This is a genomic window from Methylosinus sp. PW1 (assembly GCF_000745215.1).
In the GTDB taxonomy this organism is placed as follows: Bacteria; Pseudomonadota; Alphaproteobacteria; order Rhizobiales; family Beijerinckiaceae; genus Methylosinus.
Genome location: NZ_JQNK01000010.1, coordinates 143,376 through 159,563, shown reverse-complemented (window position 1 = coordinate 159,563; position 16,188 = coordinate 143,376). Strand labels below are relative to the sequence as shown.

At 65.4% G+C, this 16,188-nt stretch carries 16 protein-coding genes, 1 tRNA gene and 1 pseudogene; 7 read left to right on the top strand and 11 right to left on the bottom strand.

Annotated features, from left to right (window positions below; all coding sequences use genetic code 11):
- Positions 1-86: 86 nt before the first annotated feature.
- Together K369_RS27355 and K369_RS27350 are read right to left on the bottom strand one after the other, a co-directional pair.
- Positions 87-581 (bottom strand): hypothetical protein, encoded by a 495-nt coding sequence (locus K369_RS27355; protein WP_198033215.1) that lies wholly within the window; start codon positions 579-581, stop codon positions 87-89.
- Positions 582-680: 99 nt separating this feature from the next.
- Positions 681-1,661 carry a hypothetical protein gene (locus K369_RS27350; RefSeq protein ID WP_198033214.1) on the bottom strand — a complete coding sequence of 327 codons (981 nt, stop codon included), beginning with the start codon at positions 1,659-1,661 and terminating at the stop codon, positions 681-683.
- Between the two features lie 125 nt (positions 1,662-1,786).
- On the opposite strand from K369_RS27350, the gene K369_RS26855 reads away from it, so the two are divergent.
- The 3 genes and pseudogenes from K369_RS26855 to istB all read left to right on the top strand — a co-directional run bounded on the left by K369_RS26855 (position 1,787) and on the right by istB (position 4,282).
- A complete protein-coding gene (locus K369_RS26855) occupies positions 1,787-1,960 on the top strand; it encodes a hypothetical protein (RefSeq protein ID WP_156967742.1) in 174 nt (57 codons plus the stop codon).
- A 94-nt stretch (positions 1,961-2,054) separates the two neighbouring features.
- Positions 2,055-3,621 (top strand): annotated as a pseudogene (gene istA, locus K369_RS24130) (IS21 family transposase).
- Entirely contained in the window at positions 3,554-4,282 is a 729-nt protein-coding gene (gene istB / locus K369_RS24125) for an IS21-like element helper ATPase IstB (protein WP_024882319.1), read from the top strand. The pseudogene istA and the gene istB overlap by 68 nt, the downstream one beginning before the upstream one ends.
- A 306-nt stretch (positions 4,283-4,588) precedes the next feature.
- Here the strand turns inward: istB and K369_RS24120 are convergent, their stop codons facing one another.
- The 4 genes from K369_RS24120 to map form a co-directional block, all read right to left on the bottom strand.
- Positions 4,589-5,479 carry a phage exclusion protein Lit family protein gene (locus K369_RS24120; RefSeq protein ID WP_036296866.1) on the bottom strand — a complete coding sequence of 297 codons (891 nt, stop codon included), beginning with the start codon at positions 5,477-5,479 and terminating at the stop codon, positions 4,589-4,591.
- 49 nt (positions 5,480-5,528) lie between these two features.
- Positions 5,529-6,770, bottom strand: a complete 1,242-nt coding sequence (locus K369_RS24115) for a site-specific integrase (protein ID WP_036296863.1) — start codon at positions 6,768-6,770, stop codon at positions 5,529-5,531.
- A 190-nt stretch (positions 6,771-6,960) separates the two neighbouring features.
- Positions 6,961-7,563, bottom strand: coding sequence for a RadC family protein (locus K369_RS24110; protein WP_245278312.1), 603 nt, complete (start codon positions 7,561-7,563; stop codon positions 6,961-6,963).
- Positions 7,560-8,426, bottom strand: a complete 867-nt coding sequence (map, locus tag K369_RS24105) for a type I methionyl aminopeptidase (protein ID WP_051949598.1) — start codon at positions 8,424-8,426, stop codon at positions 7,560-7,562. Before map ends, K369_RS24110 begins: the two co-directional genes overlap by 4 nt.
- Before the next feature lie 158 nt (positions 8,427-8,584).
- On the opposite strand from map, the gene K369_RS24100 reads away from it, so the two are divergent.
- Positions 8,585-9,337 (top strand): molybdopterin-binding protein, encoded by a 753-nt coding sequence (locus tag K369_RS24100; protein ID WP_036296860.1) that lies wholly within the window; start codon positions 8,585-8,587, stop codon positions 9,335-9,337.
- Between the two features lie 21 nt (positions 9,338-9,358).
- Positions 9,359-9,844, top strand: coding sequence for a xanthine phosphoribosyltransferase (gpt, locus tag K369_RS24095; protein WP_018264318.1), 486 nt, complete (start codon positions 9,359-9,361; stop codon positions 9,842-9,844).
- A 7-nt stretch (positions 9,845-9,851) separates the two neighbouring features.
- On the opposite strand, the gene K369_RS24090 is transcribed toward gpt, so the two are convergent.
- On the bottom strand, positions 9,852-11,780 hold the full coding sequence (locus K369_RS24090) for a hypothetical protein (RefSeq protein WP_036296857.1): 1,929 nt from the start codon (positions 11,778-11,780) through the stop codon (positions 9,852-9,854).
- A 140-nt stretch (positions 11,781-11,920) separates the two neighbouring features.
- Here K369_RS24090 and K369_RS24085 point away from each other — a divergent pair.
- Both K369_RS24085 and K369_RS24080 read left to right on the top strand, forming a co-directional pair.
- Positions 11,921-12,006, top strand: a tRNA-Leu gene (locus K369_RS24085).
- A gap of 39 nt (positions 12,007-12,045) precedes the next feature.
- Positions 12,046-13,209, top strand: a complete 1,164-nt coding sequence (locus K369_RS24080) for an acyl-CoA dehydrogenase family protein (protein WP_036296855.1) — start codon at positions 12,046-12,048, stop codon at positions 13,207-13,209.
- A 5-nt stretch (positions 13,210-13,214) separates the two neighbouring features.
- On the opposite strand, the gene K369_RS24075 is transcribed toward K369_RS24080, so the two are convergent.
- Genes K369_RS24075 through K369_RS24060 form a run of 4 tightly spaced genes read right to left on the bottom strand, consistent with a single transcriptional unit; the run spans position 13,215 to position 16,107 of the window.
- Positions 13,215-13,628 (bottom strand): lipoprotein, encoded by a 414-nt coding sequence (locus K369_RS24075; RefSeq protein ID WP_036296852.1) that lies wholly within the window; start codon positions 13,626-13,628, stop codon positions 13,215-13,217.
- A gap of 54 nt (positions 13,629-13,682) precedes the next feature.
- Positions 13,683-15,065, bottom strand: a complete 1,383-nt coding sequence (locus K369_RS24070) for a sensor histidine kinase (RefSeq protein WP_036296849.1) — start codon at positions 15,063-15,065, stop codon at positions 13,683-13,685.
- A 7-nt stretch (positions 15,066-15,072) separates the two neighbouring features.
- Positions 15,073-15,747 (bottom strand): response regulator transcription factor, encoded by a 675-nt coding sequence (locus K369_RS24065; RefSeq protein WP_036296846.1) that lies wholly within the window; start codon positions 15,745-15,747, stop codon positions 15,073-15,075.
- A gap of 33 nt (positions 15,748-15,780) precedes the next feature.
- On the bottom strand, positions 15,781-16,107 hold the full coding sequence (locus K369_RS24060) for a PepSY domain-containing protein (RefSeq protein ID WP_036296843.1): 327 nt from the start codon (positions 16,105-16,107) through the stop codon (positions 15,781-15,783).
- Positions 16,108-16,188 lie beyond the last annotated feature (81 nt).

Here is a 16,188-nt window from a genome sequence, read left to right as displayed (position 1 = left end):
GCCCATGCGCCGTTCGGCTTCGTAGGACAGCAGGGCTGCGATCGCATCGGGCACCATGGACCAGGACGAAAATATCAGCGCCTTGGTCAGCGGCGCCCGGCTCGCGCCTCGCCGTAATAGGGCATGGCGGCGGGTATCCAGAGGTTCTGTTCCAGATGCTGGCCGAAGATGTCGTCCATGATCGCGCGCATGCGACCGTTGGCCGGGTCCAGCGGCGCATAGGCGTCGATGGCGTCGTGATCGAGCATGGCCGGTCGAGCCGCCTGGATTGCGGTGCGGAGCACGGCCGAAGGCGCGTCGATCTGGTCTTCCAGCAGCCGCTTCAGGCTGTAGTGGCGCATGAAATTGAGCAGATAGGGCGAAGACTTCCAGTATTCGATGATCTCCGGCGCATCAAGCGTGCGCGCCACCTGAGAAACGGCGGATGCCTGCGCGAGGTCGGCGGGCGCGATCGAGACCGTGATGGGAGGCTCGCTCATCATGGAGTCGCGCTCGACTGTGGATGCGACCCGCTCGGTTCGGGCGATCACACGGCGCAGGCGCCGCTCGATGGTCTGGCGGGGTTTCGACCGCTGAGGCATGTGACTGTGGCAGGGCATGCAGGAGGCCGCGGAAGGCGCGCATTTCACGCGCCAGCGTGGCTGCCACCTCCGGCCCCTTTTCCCGGCCGTAGAGGAAACTCAGGGTCTCAAGGAAGTCCTGATAGTGGTCGCCTTCGTCGGGCCTCGTCGCCGGCGAGCGTGAGCATCCGGTAGGGTGTGGCGGAAAGCAGCAAGGTGCGGGCGGCGTGCCCGTCGCCCTCCCCGAGTAGTCGAACAGCTCGCGCGCGAGGATCGCCGCGTCGCTGTCGCCATGCAGCAGATCCCGAAACCGCTGGAACTCGTCCATGATGAATGAGGTCGGGTTGCAGCGCATCCACGCAGGCGTGGGACCAGCTTGGCGCGGAGACGGGCGACCAGGCTGTTGCGGGGCTGTGTCATTTCTGCGGGATAGGTGTCCCGGCGGCGCGGGAAGAGTTCGCAAATCCGTTCGAGTTCCTCGAAGAGGTCGCGATCCGCCTGCACGTCGCGGCGGAAACGCTCGATGATGCGCTTGTCGACGCCTTCGAGGGTGAGGTTGTCCACAGCGCGGTTCCAACCCTCGACGCCGGCCGTGACCTGCAACAGGTTGTGCAGGCCGCGCGGGCGCGTAACGAGGTCGCGCAGGAGATGGAACAGCAAGGCGCGTTCCTGCGTCACGCCCGTCGCGGAGCGCAGATCGAAGGTGGTGCCAGGCGTCAGGCTGATGAAGTTGACCTTGTTGGCGTCCAGGCCCGCCTGGCCGCGCAGTTGCAGGGGAACCAGGGTCATACGGGTCGGCAGAGTCAATTCGCGCCGTCCAAGTACATTCAGCCGGTTGAGGTTCTGCGCGGCGATCGCTTGGTTCGAGCAGATGTAGAGGATGTCGATCCGTTTGGTCGTGTCCCACAGATGCTCGATCATGCGGGCGATCACCCCGCGCGCAACCATCGTTTTGCCGAGGCCGACTTCGTCGGCGACCAGAAACTGGCGGACGGGGTTGTCCTGGCCATAGAGGCGGTCGAAGACGTAATCGACGGTGCGCCGCTGGAAGACCTTGAGGGGCGCAAGTGGCGTCTCGGCGCGAAACCGTTCATCGGTCATGAGCTCGCTCCCCCGGTCGCAAGGGCGATCCGAAAAGTGTCCCAGAGCGCGCGGAACTCTGCCGGAATAGGATCGGCTTCGCCGCCACCGGTCGCCTCCATACGGGTGATGAGGCGCTCGATCGCGTGAAGCTGGTCGCCACCTCGGCAGAAGGCACGAACCATCTCTTCGAGGATCGGTGCGTCGTCGCTGCCTGTGCTCCAGGCGCCCGCACCAGATCCGTCCTGCGCCGCCAGGGCAGCGGCGAAGGGATCGCCCAGTTCGGAGAGCAGAAGATGTTATTCGGCGTGCAAGTTTGACCCCCATACGAGGGGAATCGGCGTTGAAAATTGACCCCCTCTGGTGAAGTCCGGACAGTCCGCCCGTTTTGGTTGAAACGGCGGGTGGTGGGGGATGTTGATTGTGGAGACGATCGGACGAATCCGTCGCGAACATTTCGTCAAGGGCAAGACGATCAAGGAGATCGCTCGCGATCTGGGCATTTCACGGAACACGGTCCGCAAGGCGCTGCGGTCGGAGGCAACGTCCTTCGCTTACGAGCGCGACAATCAGCCGTTTCCCAAGCTCGGGCCTTGGTCGGACAAGCTCGATGAGGTTCTCGCGGAGAACGAGAAGAAGGCGCCGCGCGAGCGGCTAACCCTGATCCGTATTTTCGAAGATCTGAGCGGCCTGGGCTACGCGGGCGGCTATGACGCTGTGCGTCGCTACTCGCGCAAATGGCGCAGCGAGCAAGGCGCGGCGACGGCGGCCGCCTATGTGCCGTTGAGCTTCGAGCCGGGCGAAGCCTACCAGTTCGACTGGAGCCACGAGATCGTTGTGCTCGACGGCGTGACGACGACCGTGAAGGTGGCGCACATGCGTCTGTGCCACAGCCGCATGCCTTTCGTTCGCGCCTATCCGCGTGAGACGCAGGAGATGGTTTTCGACGCGCATGATCGCGCCTTTACCTTCTTCAGGGGCGCCTGCACGCGCGGCATCTACGACAATATGAAGACGGCGGTGGAGACGATCTTCGTCGGCAAGGAGCGCAAGTTCAATCGTCGCTTCGCGCAAATGTGCAGCCATCATCTCGTCGAGCCGGTCGCCTGCACGCCAGCGTCCGGCTGGGAGAAAGGCCAGGTCGAAAATCAAGTCGGCCTGGCGCGGGAGCGGTTCTTCACGCCGCGCCTGCGGTTCAAGACCTACGACGATATGAACGCCTGGCTTCTCGATAAATGCGTCACCTACGCCAAGGCTCATCCGCATCCGGAAATCGCGGACAAGACGGTCTGGGAGGCATTCGAAGAAGAGCGCCCGAAGCTCGTTCCGCTGCGCGGGCGGTTCGACGGATTCCACGAGCTGACCGCGTCGGTGTCGAAGACTTGCCTCGTGCGCTTCGACAACAATAAATACTCGGTCAATGCGAGCGCCGTCGGCGCCCCGGTCGAGATCCACGCCTACGCCGACCGCATCGTCTTCCGCCAAAAAGGGCGGGTGGTCGCCGAACATGCTCGGGCCTTCGGGCGCGGCGCGACGATCTTCGATCCCTGGCATTATGTGCCAGTTCTCGCGCGCAAGCCCGGCGCGCTACGGAACGGCGCGCCGTTCAAGGACTGGGTGTTGCCGGGAGCGATCGAGCGCGTGCGGCGCAAGCTCGCCGGCAGCAATGATGGCGATCGACAGATGGTCAAGGTTCTGGCCGCCGTCGTCGAGGACGGATTGACCGCGGTGGAAGCCGCCTGCGCGGAGGCGCTCGGCCAAGGCGTCCATTCCGCCGACGTCATTCTCAACATTCTCGCCCGCCGGCGCGAGCCGCCGCCCCCGCCGACGATCCCGACGCCCGAGTCGTTGATGCTGCTGCACATGCCGCTCGCCGACTGCGCCCGCTATGATCAATTGAGGAGAACAGGCTGATGGAACGCACCAAGCTCTTCGATCTCATGGGAGAGCTCAAGCTCTTCGGCATGAGGAACGCCTATGACGAGGTGATGTCGAGTGGCATAAAGAGGCAGCATGAGCCGCCACGCATCGTCGGCGATCTTCTCGAGGCGGAAATCGCCGAAAAGCACGCGCGCTCCATCAAATATCAGATGACGATCGCCAAATTGCCGCTGGCGAAGGACTTCGACGGCTTCCAGTTCAACGGTACGCCGATCAATGAAGGGTTGGTGCGCGATCTCTCGAACGGCGGCTTCCTCGACCAACAACGTAATTGTGTTTTCGTCGGTGGAACCGGTACGGGGAAGAGCCATCTTTCGATAGCGATTGCAAGAAATTGCATTCGCGCTGGAAAACGCGGCCGCTTCTTCAACACCGTCGAACTCGTCACCAGGCTCGAGACCGAAGCGCGAGGAGGTCGTCAGGGACGCTTCGCGGAATATCTCACGAGAATGGACTTCATCATACTCGACGAGCTCGGCTACTTGCCCTTCGCGCAATCTGGCGGACAATTGCTCTTCCATCTGATCAGCCGGCTCTACGAACGCACCTCTATCATCATCACTACCAATCTCGCATTCGGCGAATGGCCGAGCGTGTTCGGCGACGCGAAAATGACCAGCGCGCTGCTCGATCGCCTCACCCACCATTGCGACATCGTCGAGACCGGCAACGAAAGCTGGCGCTTCAAGAACCGCGCCTGACGCTTCCCGATCACATCGCGAACCGAAACGCACTCGCCCCGGCTGCGCAACCCCGCCAGCTCCGCCGGGGCGAGCGCTCGCGTTCCGCCCTACGCCAAAAGGGGGTCAATTTTGAACGCCGATCGGGGGTCAATTTTCGATGCCGATTGACAAGGGAGTCGCCGTCGCCGACATAGACCACGGGACCGGAGAAGTGCGCGCCCCGGTGGAGATAGGACGGCATCGGGCCGCGGTCGGGAATGGCCTTGCAGGGGTCGGCCTTGGCTGCGGTCGCCGTGGTCAGCGCTGCCAGCAGCGTCAGGCCGATTACGATACGCATGAGCGTTCGCCCGCCACGATCATCGGCGCCGACGGCCATAACGTCCGCAGTGTTGCAAAGGCCGTGTGGGCAATTGCCTCGGCCAATTCATCCCGATCATTCCCCATCAAGCCGCATACCGCGTCGATACGATCCTGAACCGAGGGGTGCGTATCGGATGCCGCCCAACTGTCCTTTGCAAGCAGGGTCAGCGCGAACAGGGCGAAATAGATCGACATCTCCCGCTTGCGACGGACAAGGACAGGATCGTAGCCGCTTTCATCAGAATAGCGCTGCGCATGCTCCAGAATGAACCGGGTCGCAAATTCATCACAGGAAAATTCCTCGTGTTGCCGCGCCTCCCTTGTGTCGCCATGGACACTCGCACTCGTGCCTTCCCGCTGGTGCCGGATGTGTCTGACCTCATGTAGCAAGGCCCAGGCCACCGCGATAATGGACAGTTCCGAGGCCGCCCGGCCTTGAGGATCTCTGTCCTTGTCCGGCAACGTCCCCGGCTCGGGAACGCCTGTTGGCAAAGGTGCCTCGTCCGACTGATCGTTCTGAACGGCCGTCTCGAATGCCGCGACCAGTTCCTGAAACCGCGTCAGGTCGACCGCAGGGAAGTCCTTGCTCTCCGCGACGGCCCTGGAGCCTTCCCATGCGGCGAAAGCCCCGATCCAGAAGGATCGCACGACGCGGTGATTGAACCGGATATAGCGATAGCTGCCGGCATCCATGATGAGCCGGCCATCTTCGTGGTCATCGGGAAGGAACCGGAACACCAGGTCGAGGTGCCCCCAGAGCGACGAAAGCTCATCGTCCCGTTCCGGTACGGAACCGAGGAACAGGTTTCGGATCGCCTGCTGGACCATTTCGTCTTGCCGAACCTCTCCAGTCATGGGCTGCTCATCCTTTGTTTTTTCGCCCTCTCGCCGGACAGACGGGATGTCATGCGGCCGCCTTCAGGCGCTTCTTCGCGAGCATGGAGCGGACGAACTTGTCCCATTTCGCCATGCCGGCGCGCTTTTCCACCATGTAGTGCCAGCGGTCATAGTGCTTGGAGCTGACGTCCTGCAAAGCGTGGTTCTGGAGGCGGTCGCGGATTTCCTTCGAGACCCCCGCCTTGCCGGCCAGCGTCTTGAAGGTCCGGCGCAGGTCGCGGTTCGTTACATAGGGAATCACGCCGCGGTCCCGCTGGCGCCACATGAACGAGTAAAGCGTGCCATGGCTGACAGGCTTGGACGGGTCTGTCGCAGATGGGAAGAACCAGCCGTATTCGTTGACGTTGATGGACGCGAGTAGCTCTGCGGCCAGCCCGGGCACCGGAACGGCATGGGGCTGATCGTTCTTGGTCTTCGACCAGTCGATGATCTTTTCCTTAGCGTCCCACTGATCAATGTGAAGGCTGGCGATCTCCTGGACGCGCTGGCCGGTCAGCATGATGATCCTGACGGCACGGGTATAGGGCGGATGAACCGGCGTATCGGGGCATTCCAGCCAACGATAGAGGCGCACGAACTCGTCCTCGTCGAGCCAGCGGGTGCCCTTGACCTTCGGTTCGGTCGGAATGCCTGTGGCCGGATTGAAGGGGATGCGAAAGCGGCGAGCCGATTGCTGCCGATAGTCGTTGTCCGACTTCATGCCCCAGCCAAAGGCCGCATGGAGGTAGGAGCGCACATGGTCGGCCATCGACTTGGCGCCGCGCTCATAGATCGGGCGGATCAGTTCGACGACTTCCTCGGCCTCGATCTCGCGGGCGAGGCGGTTGCGCCCAAGGGTGTCTGCGATCTTGTTGAGACCCTTTTCCGTTTCCTTCCAGGAGGGCTTATCGGCGGCCTTGAGTGACGCGACGTATCCCTCGAAGAGGTCAGCGACAGTGCCGGGGCGGGTGTCGGATGCGATCTTGATGCTCCGGCCCTTCTGGATGACGTCGGCATAGTCGCGCTTGAAAACCTCACGAGCCCGCGCGAGCGACGTCGAAGGGTAGGCGCCGATCTTCTTCTTGGTGCGTTTGCCGTCACGCCATTGCTGCGCCATCCAGTCGGCCGTGACGCGCTTCGGCATCGGCTTGAGAACGAGGACGAGCCGGCCGGTGCCGCGCCCCTCGCCATCGGCGAGGTTCTCCTGCTTGCGGCTGATCTCGACACGCTTCAGCGCATGTCGGATCGCGGTGTCGGTCAGGGCTGGCATAGCGTTTCCTCCTTGTCCGCAACTGGGATCGGTCGAGGAGAAACGGGGATCGTTTGCTGGGGGCGGAAAGCCGTTTTCTATCCCTTCAACCGCCCCCAATTTGCCAGAACCGCCCCCACTACGCAATGCTCAAAAACGCCAATTTCTTTAGTGTTACAACGGTATTGAGCGTGATCCTGCGTGATCGAAATCAGTGAGTGGGGTGGTTGTGCACCAATATCAGTGCGGAAGAGCCCAGTTCCAGCGCCCGCCGCACCACCTCGCGCGGATAGACGGGCGTGTGATCCACCGTGCCGACGCCCTGAACCTCATCGGCGATCAAGGCGTTGCGCTTATCGAGGAAGAGAATGCGGAACTCCTCTCGCTCGGCATAGGCCATGGCGGTGCGGCAATAGTCGATCACATCGATGAAGGAGCCGAGCACGGTCCGCTTCTGCAAATTGCTGCGCGCGAGGCGCCGGGCCGTCGCCTCCATCAGCTTGATCTCGCAGATCGCCCCCTCGCCGAGCCCGTCGATCTCGCGCAGCCGCTCCGGCCGCGCCGCCGCCACCTCGGAGAAAGAACCGAATCGCGCGATCAGCGCCTTGGCCAGAGGCTTGACGTCGCGCCGCGGAATAGCGCGGTAGAGCACCAGCTCCAAAAGCTCGTAATCGGCGAGCGCGGCCTCGCCCGCCTCCAGGAAACGGTCGCGCAGCCTCTGCCTATGGCCATGAAAATGCGGCGCCTCCTCGCGCAGACCGTCGGCGGGCTTGTCGCCGGCCGGTCGGCGCCGAGGGACGCGCGTCTCGCTCATTCGGCGCCGGCGGCCGCGTCCGGCGAGGCTCCATTGGACGAGGCGCCATTGGGATTGTCGAGCCCGGCGGGCGAGGCGGTGAAGATTTCCACCCCCGTCTCGGTCACGCCGAGCGAATGCTCGAACTGGGCCGAGAGCGAGCGGTCGCGGGTGACGGCGGTCCAGCCGTCGCCGAGGATCTTCACCTGCGGCCGGCCGAGATTGATCATCGGCTCAATGGTGAAGAACATGCCGGGCCGGAGCTCCACGCCCTGCCCGGCGACGCCGTAATGCAGAATATTCGGCTCGTCGTGGAACAGCCGGCCGAGCCCATGGCCGCAGAAATCGCGCACCACGGAGCAGCGCTCGGCCTCGGCGAAACGCTGGATCGCCGCGCCTATGTCGCCGGTGGTGGCGCCCGGCTTCACCACGGATATGCCGCGCATCAGGCTCTCATAGGTCACGTCGATGAGGCGCTGGGCGCGGCGCGGAACCTCGCCCACGGCGAACATGCGGCTGGCGTCGCCGTGCCAGCCGTCGATGATGAAGGTCACGTCGACATTGACGATATCGCCGTCACGCAGGGGCTTGTCGTCTGGAATGCCGTGGCAGACCACATGGTTGATCGAGGTGCAGATGGATTTGCGATAGCCACGATAATCGAGCGGAGCCGGATAGGCGCCGTTGGCTATCGCGAAGTCGAAGACGAGATCGTCCAGCTCCTTGGTGGTGACGCCGGGCTTCACATGCGGGACGAGCATGTCCAGCGCCTCGGCCGTCACGCGGCCAGCGAGACGCATGCCCTCGAAATCCTCGGGGCCGTGAAGCTTGATCTGGCCGCTCTTGCGGCCCGAGCCCGCGAGATGGGACTCGACGAATGTCATGCTGCGCTCTCTGTTGGTCCTCGCCGGCTTCAGCTTATAAATTAAGAAATTGACGGCGCAAAGCAAGATACGCATCGACGCAGCGGGCGGCTCCGAGGCTGGCCTCGGCCGCGGCGGTGGCATAGAGTTCGGGCGAGACTGACCGAGGAGCGGCCCCGATGGAGCGCGAAGAGATCGTTACGGCCGCCGTGCTCGTGATCGGAGACGAGATCCTCTCCGGCCGCACGCAGGACCTCAACACCAATTATATCGCCAAATATCTCGGCGAATTGGGCGTGGATCTGCGCGAGGTGCGCGTCGTGCCTGATATTGAGGAGGAGATCGTCGCCGCGCTGAACGCGCTTCGCTCTCGCTATGGCTATGTCTTCACCACGGGCGGCATCGGCCCCACCCATGACGACATCACGGCCGACGCCGTGGCCAAGGCCTTCGGCGTGCCGATCGGCGAGGATGAGCGCGCCATCGCCATGCTGCTGGAGCGCATCGCCCCGCAGGATCTCAATCCCGCCCGCCGGCGCATGGCCCGCATTCCGCAGGGCGCCGATCTCATCGAGAACGCCATTTCCAAGGCGCCGGGCTTCATGATCGGCAATGTCATCGTCATGGCCGGCGTGCCGATCATCATGCAGGCCATGCTGGACGCCGCCGCGGGGCGCATCGTCAAAGGCGTGAAGGTGCAGGTCGCGACCGTCGACGCCCATAATATTCCAGAAGGACGCTACGCGGCCGATCTCGAGCGCATCGCCAAGGAGCATGAGCGAGTGACGGTCGGCTCCTACCCCTCCTTCTCCAGCGCCGGCGTGCGCAATCAGATCGTGCTGCGGAGCCGCGACGGCGCCGTGCTGGAGGCGGCGACGCAGAAGGTGCGCAAGCTGATCGTCGAGCTCACCGCCAATGGAACGCCGCTCTGAGGCAAGGGGGAGATCACGACAATGGAAGACAAGGCCTTTCCGGTTTCCTGGGACGCGTTCCACCGCGACGCGCGCGCGCTCGCCTGGCGGCTTTCGGCGGTGGGCGGCTTCTCCGCCATTGTCGCGGTGACGCGCGGCGGGCTGGTGCCGGCCGGGGTCGTCGCGCGCGAGCTCGGCATTCGGGTCATCGATACGATCGGCGTCGCCAGCTATCAGGAGGAGACCCAGCGCGGCGAGGTCCGCGTGCTGAAGCCGCTCTCCGAGACGATTCTCACCCTGCCGAGCGAGGAGGTGCTGATCGTCGACGATCTCGTCGACACGGGCGCGACGGCGAAGGTCGTGCGCGCCCTGCTGCCCAAGGCGCATTTCGCCACCGTCTACGCCAAGCCGCAAGGCCGGCCGCTGGTCGACACTTTCGTCACCGAGGTCTCGCAGGACACTTGGATTTTTTTCCCCTGGGACACGGGCCTCAGCTTCCAGGCGCCGATCGCGCGCGGATCGTCCTGACGGGCGCCTATCGCCGATAGGCCGCGCAATCGAAAATGGCGTAATGCTCGATCGGGACCCATTCCGGCGCCTCCCGGAACACATGCGGCGAATAGCGGAGTGGGCCGCGCCAGAAATGTGCGTCGAGGCCTGGAGCCTCCGGCGCTTTGGTCGCGCCGATGACCCAGGCCGGAGCGTCCGAACGCCCGCAAAGCCGCTCCAGCGCGCCGCGCGTGAACGGTGGAAAATCGATCACATCGCCGGTTCGCGGCTTCAACGCGCTGTCCGCGACCCAGCCGAGATCGCGCAACAGACCCGTCCGTTCTCGCCAGACGAGCGCCAGCTCCCGCGCGAAGACAATGCCGGAGCCTTGCACCGGCGACGCCCAATTGGCGCGTCCGAGCCAGACCCAGGGCGCGAGCTTCTCATTGACCCAGAGCGCCTCGCCGGGATGTTCCGCCATGAGCGCCTCGAGTTCCGCCTGACGATCGAGCGGCCGCCCGAGCGGAGACGGATCGAGGCTCCAGCAGAAGGCGGCGAGGGGCGCGGCGACGGTTGCGACGAACAGAGCATGGCGTAGACGCGGCCGCCAAATGTCGACCGCGATGGCGAGGCCAACGAAGAGCGCAGGAACATACAATGGTTCGCCCGTGCGCAGAACAGCGGACAAAACCGAATCCTCGCTCGGCGCGACGCGGACATATTCCCGCGCGAACCACAGCGCCGCGCCGAAAACGATGACCGCGCAGAGGCCGCAGAGCGCGAAGAGCGCGCGCTCCAGCGAGCCGAGCGGAATATGGCGCCAGCGCGCCCGGCTCCACCAGACGAGCGCCGCGACGAGCGCGAGAAAGGCGCTCTCCGGCGCCGCGCGCAAAATCCAGCTCGTCACGAGAAGCGTGAGCGCGATGCGGCCCTGTAAGCCGTCCCGCCACAGCGCCGGCGCGGCGAGGCCGAGCGCCAGCGGCGCGAAAGCGGCGGCGAGCCAGAGCGCGCGCCAGGCCTGCGCCTGCGCCGCCAGCTCGCGCATCAGCACATCGCCGAGCAGAAAGCTCGCCGAAAGTCCGAGCCCGACCGCGCCGATCACGCAAAAGAGCAGACGCCGCGCGGGAGGCGGCGAAAGGGTCGCGGCGAGCAGCAGAGTGCTCGCCTGCCGCAGCATTGCGATCCATGTGCTCGCCGGCCAGTCGGAGAGGAAAATATAATCGCTGCGGAGGGAGATGATCGCCGCCCATTGCGGATCGATGCGCGTCGTCAGCCGCTCGAGCAGCGGCGCCCCGGCGAGCGCCGCGACCAGCGCCCCCGCCCCGGCGACGAGCGCGGCGATGAGAATGCGCCGATCTCTCATTCCTTCATAGAGCAGCGCGACCAGAAATCCCGGCGCGGCGATGATCGGGTGAAAGGCCGCCGCCGCCAGCAGAAAGACGATCGCGATCCATCGCCGCTCGGCGAGCAGCGCCGCGAGAGCGCCGAGAACGAAAGCCTCTGCGAAAGGCCGCGGCGTCGCGAAAGGCTCGGCGAAATGAAAGACGCCGAACCCGCCATAGGAGCTGTCGAATGCGGCCGCGAGCAGCAGCAGCGCGAAGAGAGCCGCCCCTCGCGCGAGGCGCGAGGCGAGCGCCGCCAGCGCCGCGAACCAGAGCGCGCAGCCCGTCAAAGCGAGCGCTTTGGCCGCCGCGGCGAGGCCGAGAGCCGGAATGAGCAGATCGACCAGCCGCGAGAAGACGCTGAATTTCGATTGGCCGTCGTAGCGGAACATGATGTCGCGGCCGACGCCCTGCGGATCGAGATCGGCGAGGCCGCGGCCCATATAGATCACCGCATCATGCTCGAGCCCGTAATAGGGCCGCAGCAGCAGGAAGATCGCCGCGCAAGCGGCGAGCGGCGCCATGGCGCCGAGAGCGATTCGAGACGGCCGCGCGATGTCGCGGCGGAAAGCTTGATCGGTCGAGCTGAGCAATCGACTCTCCGGCGCTTCGCGGCCCGGCCGCGCGTGGCGGCTTCCGGGCGAACCGCAAAGGCTTATCGTCCTCATGGTTAACCCGAGGTTGAGGTCTCCGTTTGCCGCGGCCTGCGCGCTGCGCTATCACTGCGCGAATCGCGGACGTGGCGGAACCGGTAGACGCAAGGGACTTAAAATCCCTCGGGCCATGCCCATGCGGGTTCGATCCCCGCCGTCCGCACCAGGCGCCGCCGCTATCTATCCCCCGAGGAGGCTGTTCCTCATGTCCGCGCTCGAAGCGAGCTTTCCAAGCGATCCTGCGCTCGAGCCGCTGCTCGCCGAGCTCGCCGCCACGGCGGCGCGGCGAGACGCGGAAGGCGGCACGGCGAAACACGAGCGCGATCTCATTCGCGCGAGCGGCCTGCTCGGCCTCGCCATTCCGCGCGCGCTCGGCGGCGCGGGCGCCGATTGGATCGAGATCACGCAGGCCGTGCGGCGAATGGCGGCGGTCGACAGCGCTCTCGCCCATCTCTTCGCCTTTCACCATTTGATGGTGGTCACGCCGCAAATCTTCGGCACGCCCGCGCAAGCGCGCGCGCTGATGGAGAAGACGCTGCGCGAGCGCTGCTTCTGGGGCAACGCCGTCAATCCCAAGGACCCGCGCCTGCGCCTTTCCCGCGATGGCGGAGTTTTGCGGCTCGACGGCGCCAAGACCTTCTGCTCCGGCGCGAGCGATTCCGACATGCTGATCGTCTCCGCCCTCGACGAGCAGGACAGGCTGAAGATCGCCGCCATTCCGACGAAGCGCGCAGGCGTCCGCATTCACGATGATTGGGACAATATGGGCCAGCGCCAGACCGACAGCGGCGCGGTCTCCTTCGAGCGCGTGGAAGTGCGCGAGGACGAGCTGCTGGTCTCGCCCGGCCCAATGGGCTCCCCTTTCGCGGCGCTGCGGCCCTGTCTCGTGCAGCTTTTGCTCAGCGCAATTTTCGCCGGGCTCGCGCGCGGCGCGCTGGACGAGGCCAAGGCCTATGTGCGCGGACTGCCGAGCGAGGGCGCCGCGCGCATCGGGGCCGATCCGTTCATTCTCCACACGACCGGCGAATTATGGACGCAGGCCGCCGCCGCCGAGGCCTTGCTCGATCGCGCCGCGCGCGCTTTTCAGACCGGCTGGGAGAAGGGCGACGCCATCACGCCGCAGCAGCGCGGCGCGATAGCGATAGAGATCGCCACGGCCAAAACCGTGAGCGCGCGCGCCGCGCTCGACATAGGCTCCCGCATTTTCGAGATCATGGGAGCGCGCGCCACCCATGCGCGCTTGCGGCTCGATCGCTTCTGGCGCAACGCCCGCACGCATACGCTGCACGATCCCATCGATCACAAGCTGAAGGAGATCGGCGATTTCGCGCTGAACGACGCCTATCCGACGCCGTCCTTCTATTCCTGAGCGGCTCAGCTCGTCACGCGCCAAGCGCCGTCCGGCTTCTTGCAAGCCTGGCCCTTGGCCTGCTGCGGCCGGCCGTCGATGAAAATCTTATGCGTATAATCCCGGCAGCCGCCCAAACCCGCTTCCGGCCCCGGCTCGATAAAGCCATAAGCGCCATGAGTTCCACGCCAGCTCTTGCGCTGGCCGGAGGCGACCGCCTCCTGTTGCGCGGCCACGGCGGTCACGCGATCGGCGGAGTCCAGCTCGCGGCCGATCGCGGCGCCGATGACGCCCGGCGCGGGAGGTTCGGGCGCGACGACGACGGCCGCGGCCGGAGCGGAAGATTCGGTGGAATTGCAGCCCGAGACGGCGAGCGCGACACAGGACAGGCCCACGGCCGCCGCGATTCTGACGATCGTCGAATTCGCCTGTCTCGACATGACTTCTCCCCGCTGGCGCAATCGGCTCTCCTTTGCCGCAAGGCCCTCACTCTGTCAAAGGCCCGGCAATCGCGCCTGCGCTCGGAGCCCGCCGAGCGGACTGTCGTCGAGCGCGAGCGCGCCGCCATAATCGGCGGTGAGATGCGCGACGATGGACAGGCCGAGCCCCGTCCCCGGCCGTGTCTCGTCGAGCCTTTGGCCGCGCCGCGTCGCCTGCGCGCGAAACTCCGCCGCGAGACCCGGACCATCATCGTCAATGGTGAAAACGAGCCGGCGGCGCCCGGCCTCCGCATTCTCCAGCGCCACGGACAACCGCACCTCGCTCGCCGCCCATTTGCCGGCGTTGTCGAGCAGATTGCCGACGATCTCCTCGAGGTCCTGCCGCTCGCCGAGAAAGCGCAGCTCCGCCCCCGCCTCGCCGGAAAAGGCGACGCCGCGCTCGCCGTAGATCTTGCCGAAAGTGCGCAGCAGCGCCGCCACCACGGGCGCGACCTCCGTCGTCGCGCCTATGGCGCCGGCGCGCGCCGCCGCCCGCGCGCGCTCGAGATAAAAGGAGATCTGATCGCGCATCAGCGTCGCCTGCTCGCCCACCTTGGCGGCGAGCGGCGAGGGCGCGGCGTCCGCCTCATTGACGATGACGCTGAGCGGCGTCTTTAAAGCATGGGCGAGATTGCCGACCTGCGTGCGCGAGCGCTCCACAATGTCGCGATTGGCGGAGATCATCAGATTGAGCTCCTCGGCGAGCGGAGCCACCTCTGTCGGATAGGCGCTCTCTATGCGCCCGCGCTCGCCGCGGCGAATGAGCGATAATTCCCGCTGCAGCAGCTTCAACGGCCGCAGGCCGACGCTCACCTGGACCGCGGTGGCGAGCGCCAGCGCAATGGCGAGCAGGGAAAAGGCGACGATGAGCGACCAGCGAAAGCGCGCGATCTGATTCTCGGTCTCCTCCGTCGTCGCCGCCACTTGCACGAGATAGACGCCGATATCGCCGACATCGATGACGCGCTCGACGATGCGCAGCCAGCGCCCGTCCGGCCCCAACGCAACGCCGCGCCTGACGCCGCCGGTCTCCGCCGGCACATGCAGATCGGAGAGCTTCGGCAGCTTCGCGGCGAACAGCGAGCGCGAAGCCTTTATCTCATGCGCCTCGTCGTCGAGGCGGGTGATCTGCCAATACCATCCCGAACGCGCCAGCTCGAATTGCGGATCGCCGAGCTGCCCCGGCCCGCTGCGCCCATCCTCTCCCGATTCGGAAACATCGGCGACGATGGCGCGCAGATAGACGCCGAGCCGCTGCTCGAATACATCCTCCGCCGTGCGTCGATAATATTCGGTAAGGGCGAGGCCGGCGATCATCAGCACGACGGAGCTGAGCGCCGCGGCGGCGAAGAACAGCCGCGCCGCGATCGATCGCCCCGGAAAGCCCAATCGCCGCATCGCGTCTTCAGCGCTTCGCCGGCTCGGGCGGCGCCGCCATATAGCCGAGCCCGCGCACCGTCTGAATGAGATCGACGCCGAGCTTCTTGCGCAGCCGACCGACAAAAACCTCGATCGTGTTGGAGTCGCGGTCGAAGTCCTGATCGTAGAGATGCTCGACGATCTCGCTGCGCGACACGACGCGCCCGGAATGATGCATCAAATAGGCGAGCAGCCGATATTCATGCGAGGTGAGCTTCACCGCCGCGCCATCGACGACGACGCGTCCGGCCTTGGTGTCGAGCCGCACAGGGCCGCAGACGATCTCGCTGGTGGCGTGCCCAGCCGCCCGGCGCAGCAGCGCGCGCAGCCGCGCGAGCAGCTCCTCCATATGGAAAGGCTTGGCCACATAATCATCGGCGCCGGCGTCGAAGCCTTGCACCTTGTCGCTCCAGCGGTCGCGCGCAGTGAGGATCAGCACCGGCATGATCCGCCCGGCGGCGCGCCATTCCTCGAGCACGGTGACGCCGTCCTTTTTCGGCAGGCCGATATCGAGCACGACGGCGTCATAGGGCTCGGTGTCGCCGAGAAAATGCCCCTCCTCGCCATCGAAGGCGCGATCGACCGCATAGCCCGCCTGCTCCAGCGCCGCGACGAGCTGCCGGTTCAAATCCTTGTCATCCTCCACGACCAGCAGCCGCAAGCCCCGCCTCCGTCACCCAGACGAATCGCCTTTTCAAGGTTCTTTATGGCCAGCATGGGGCTGGCCGGTCGCCGCGTCGAGATAAATCCGCACCACTCGCCCATCGCGGCGCAGCAGGCTGATCTCATAGACCAGTTCCTCATGCTCGCGGCAGAGCTTGGCGTTGATCGGCTCGGCATGGGCGGCGACGCTCGCGGCCTGCATCAGGGCGAAAGGATCGCCGAGCCGCCGATCGGAGATGAGCTGGCGGGTCTCGGCGATCGGCAGACATTGCAGCGCCGGCCGATCCGCGGCCATCGCAGATGCGGCCTGCGGCGCGGCGACGATGAACGCCAAAATTTTCGACACGATCCGACGCATTCTCGCTTTTCCCCGCAAAATCTATGCGATGCGCCTGCTGAACGCCAAGTGAACGCCAAGTGAACGCCATAAACGAATCTG

Coding starts and splice junctions, on each gene's coding strand:
- K369_RS27355 (WP_198033215.1), bottom strand. CDS start 581: ATGCCTCAGCGGTCGAAACCCCGCCAGACCATCGAGCGGCGCCTGCGC.
- K369_RS27350 (WP_198033214.1), bottom strand. CDS start 1,661: ATGACCGATGAACGGTTTCGCGCCGAGACGCCACTTGCGCCCCTCAAG.
- istB (WP_024882319.1), top strand. CDS start 3,554: ATGGAACGCACCAAGCTCTTCGATCTCATGGGAGAGCTCAAGCTCTTC.
- K369_RS24120 (WP_036296866.1), bottom strand. CDS start 5,479: ATGACTGGAGAGGTTCGGCAAGACGAAATGGTCCAGCAGGCGATCCGA.
- K369_RS24115 (WP_036296863.1), bottom strand. CDS start 6,770: ATGCCAGCCCTGACCGACACCGCGATCCGACATGCGCTGAAGCGTGTC.
- K369_RS24110 (WP_245278312.1), bottom strand. CDS start 7,563: ATGAGCGAGACGCGCGTCCCTCGGCGCCGACCGGCCGGCGACAAGCCC.
- map (WP_051949598.1), bottom strand. CDS start 8,426: ATGACATTCGTCGAGTCCCATCTCGCGGGCTCGGGCCGCAAGAGCGGC.
- K369_RS24100 (WP_036296860.1), top strand. CDS start 8,585: ATGGAGCGCGAAGAGATCGTTACGGCCGCCGTGCTCGTGATCGGAGAC.
- gpt (WP_018264318.1), top strand. CDS start 9,359: ATGGAAGACAAGGCCTTTCCGGTTTCCTGGGACGCGTTCCACCGCGAC.
- K369_RS24080 (WP_036296855.1), top strand. CDS start 12,046: ATGTCCGCGCTCGAAGCGAGCTTTCCAAGCGATCCTGCGCTCGAGCCG.
- K369_RS24075 (WP_036296852.1), bottom strand. CDS start 13,628: ATGTCGAGACAGGCGAATTCGACGATCGTCAGAATCGCGGCGGCCGTG.
- K369_RS24070 (WP_036296849.1), bottom strand. CDS start 15,065: ATGCGGCGATTGGGCTTTCCGGGGCGATCGATCGCGGCGCGGCTGTTC.
- K369_RS24060 (WP_036296843.1), bottom strand. CDS start 16,107: ATGCGTCGGATCGTGTCGAAAATTTTGGCGTTCATCGTCGCCGCGCCG.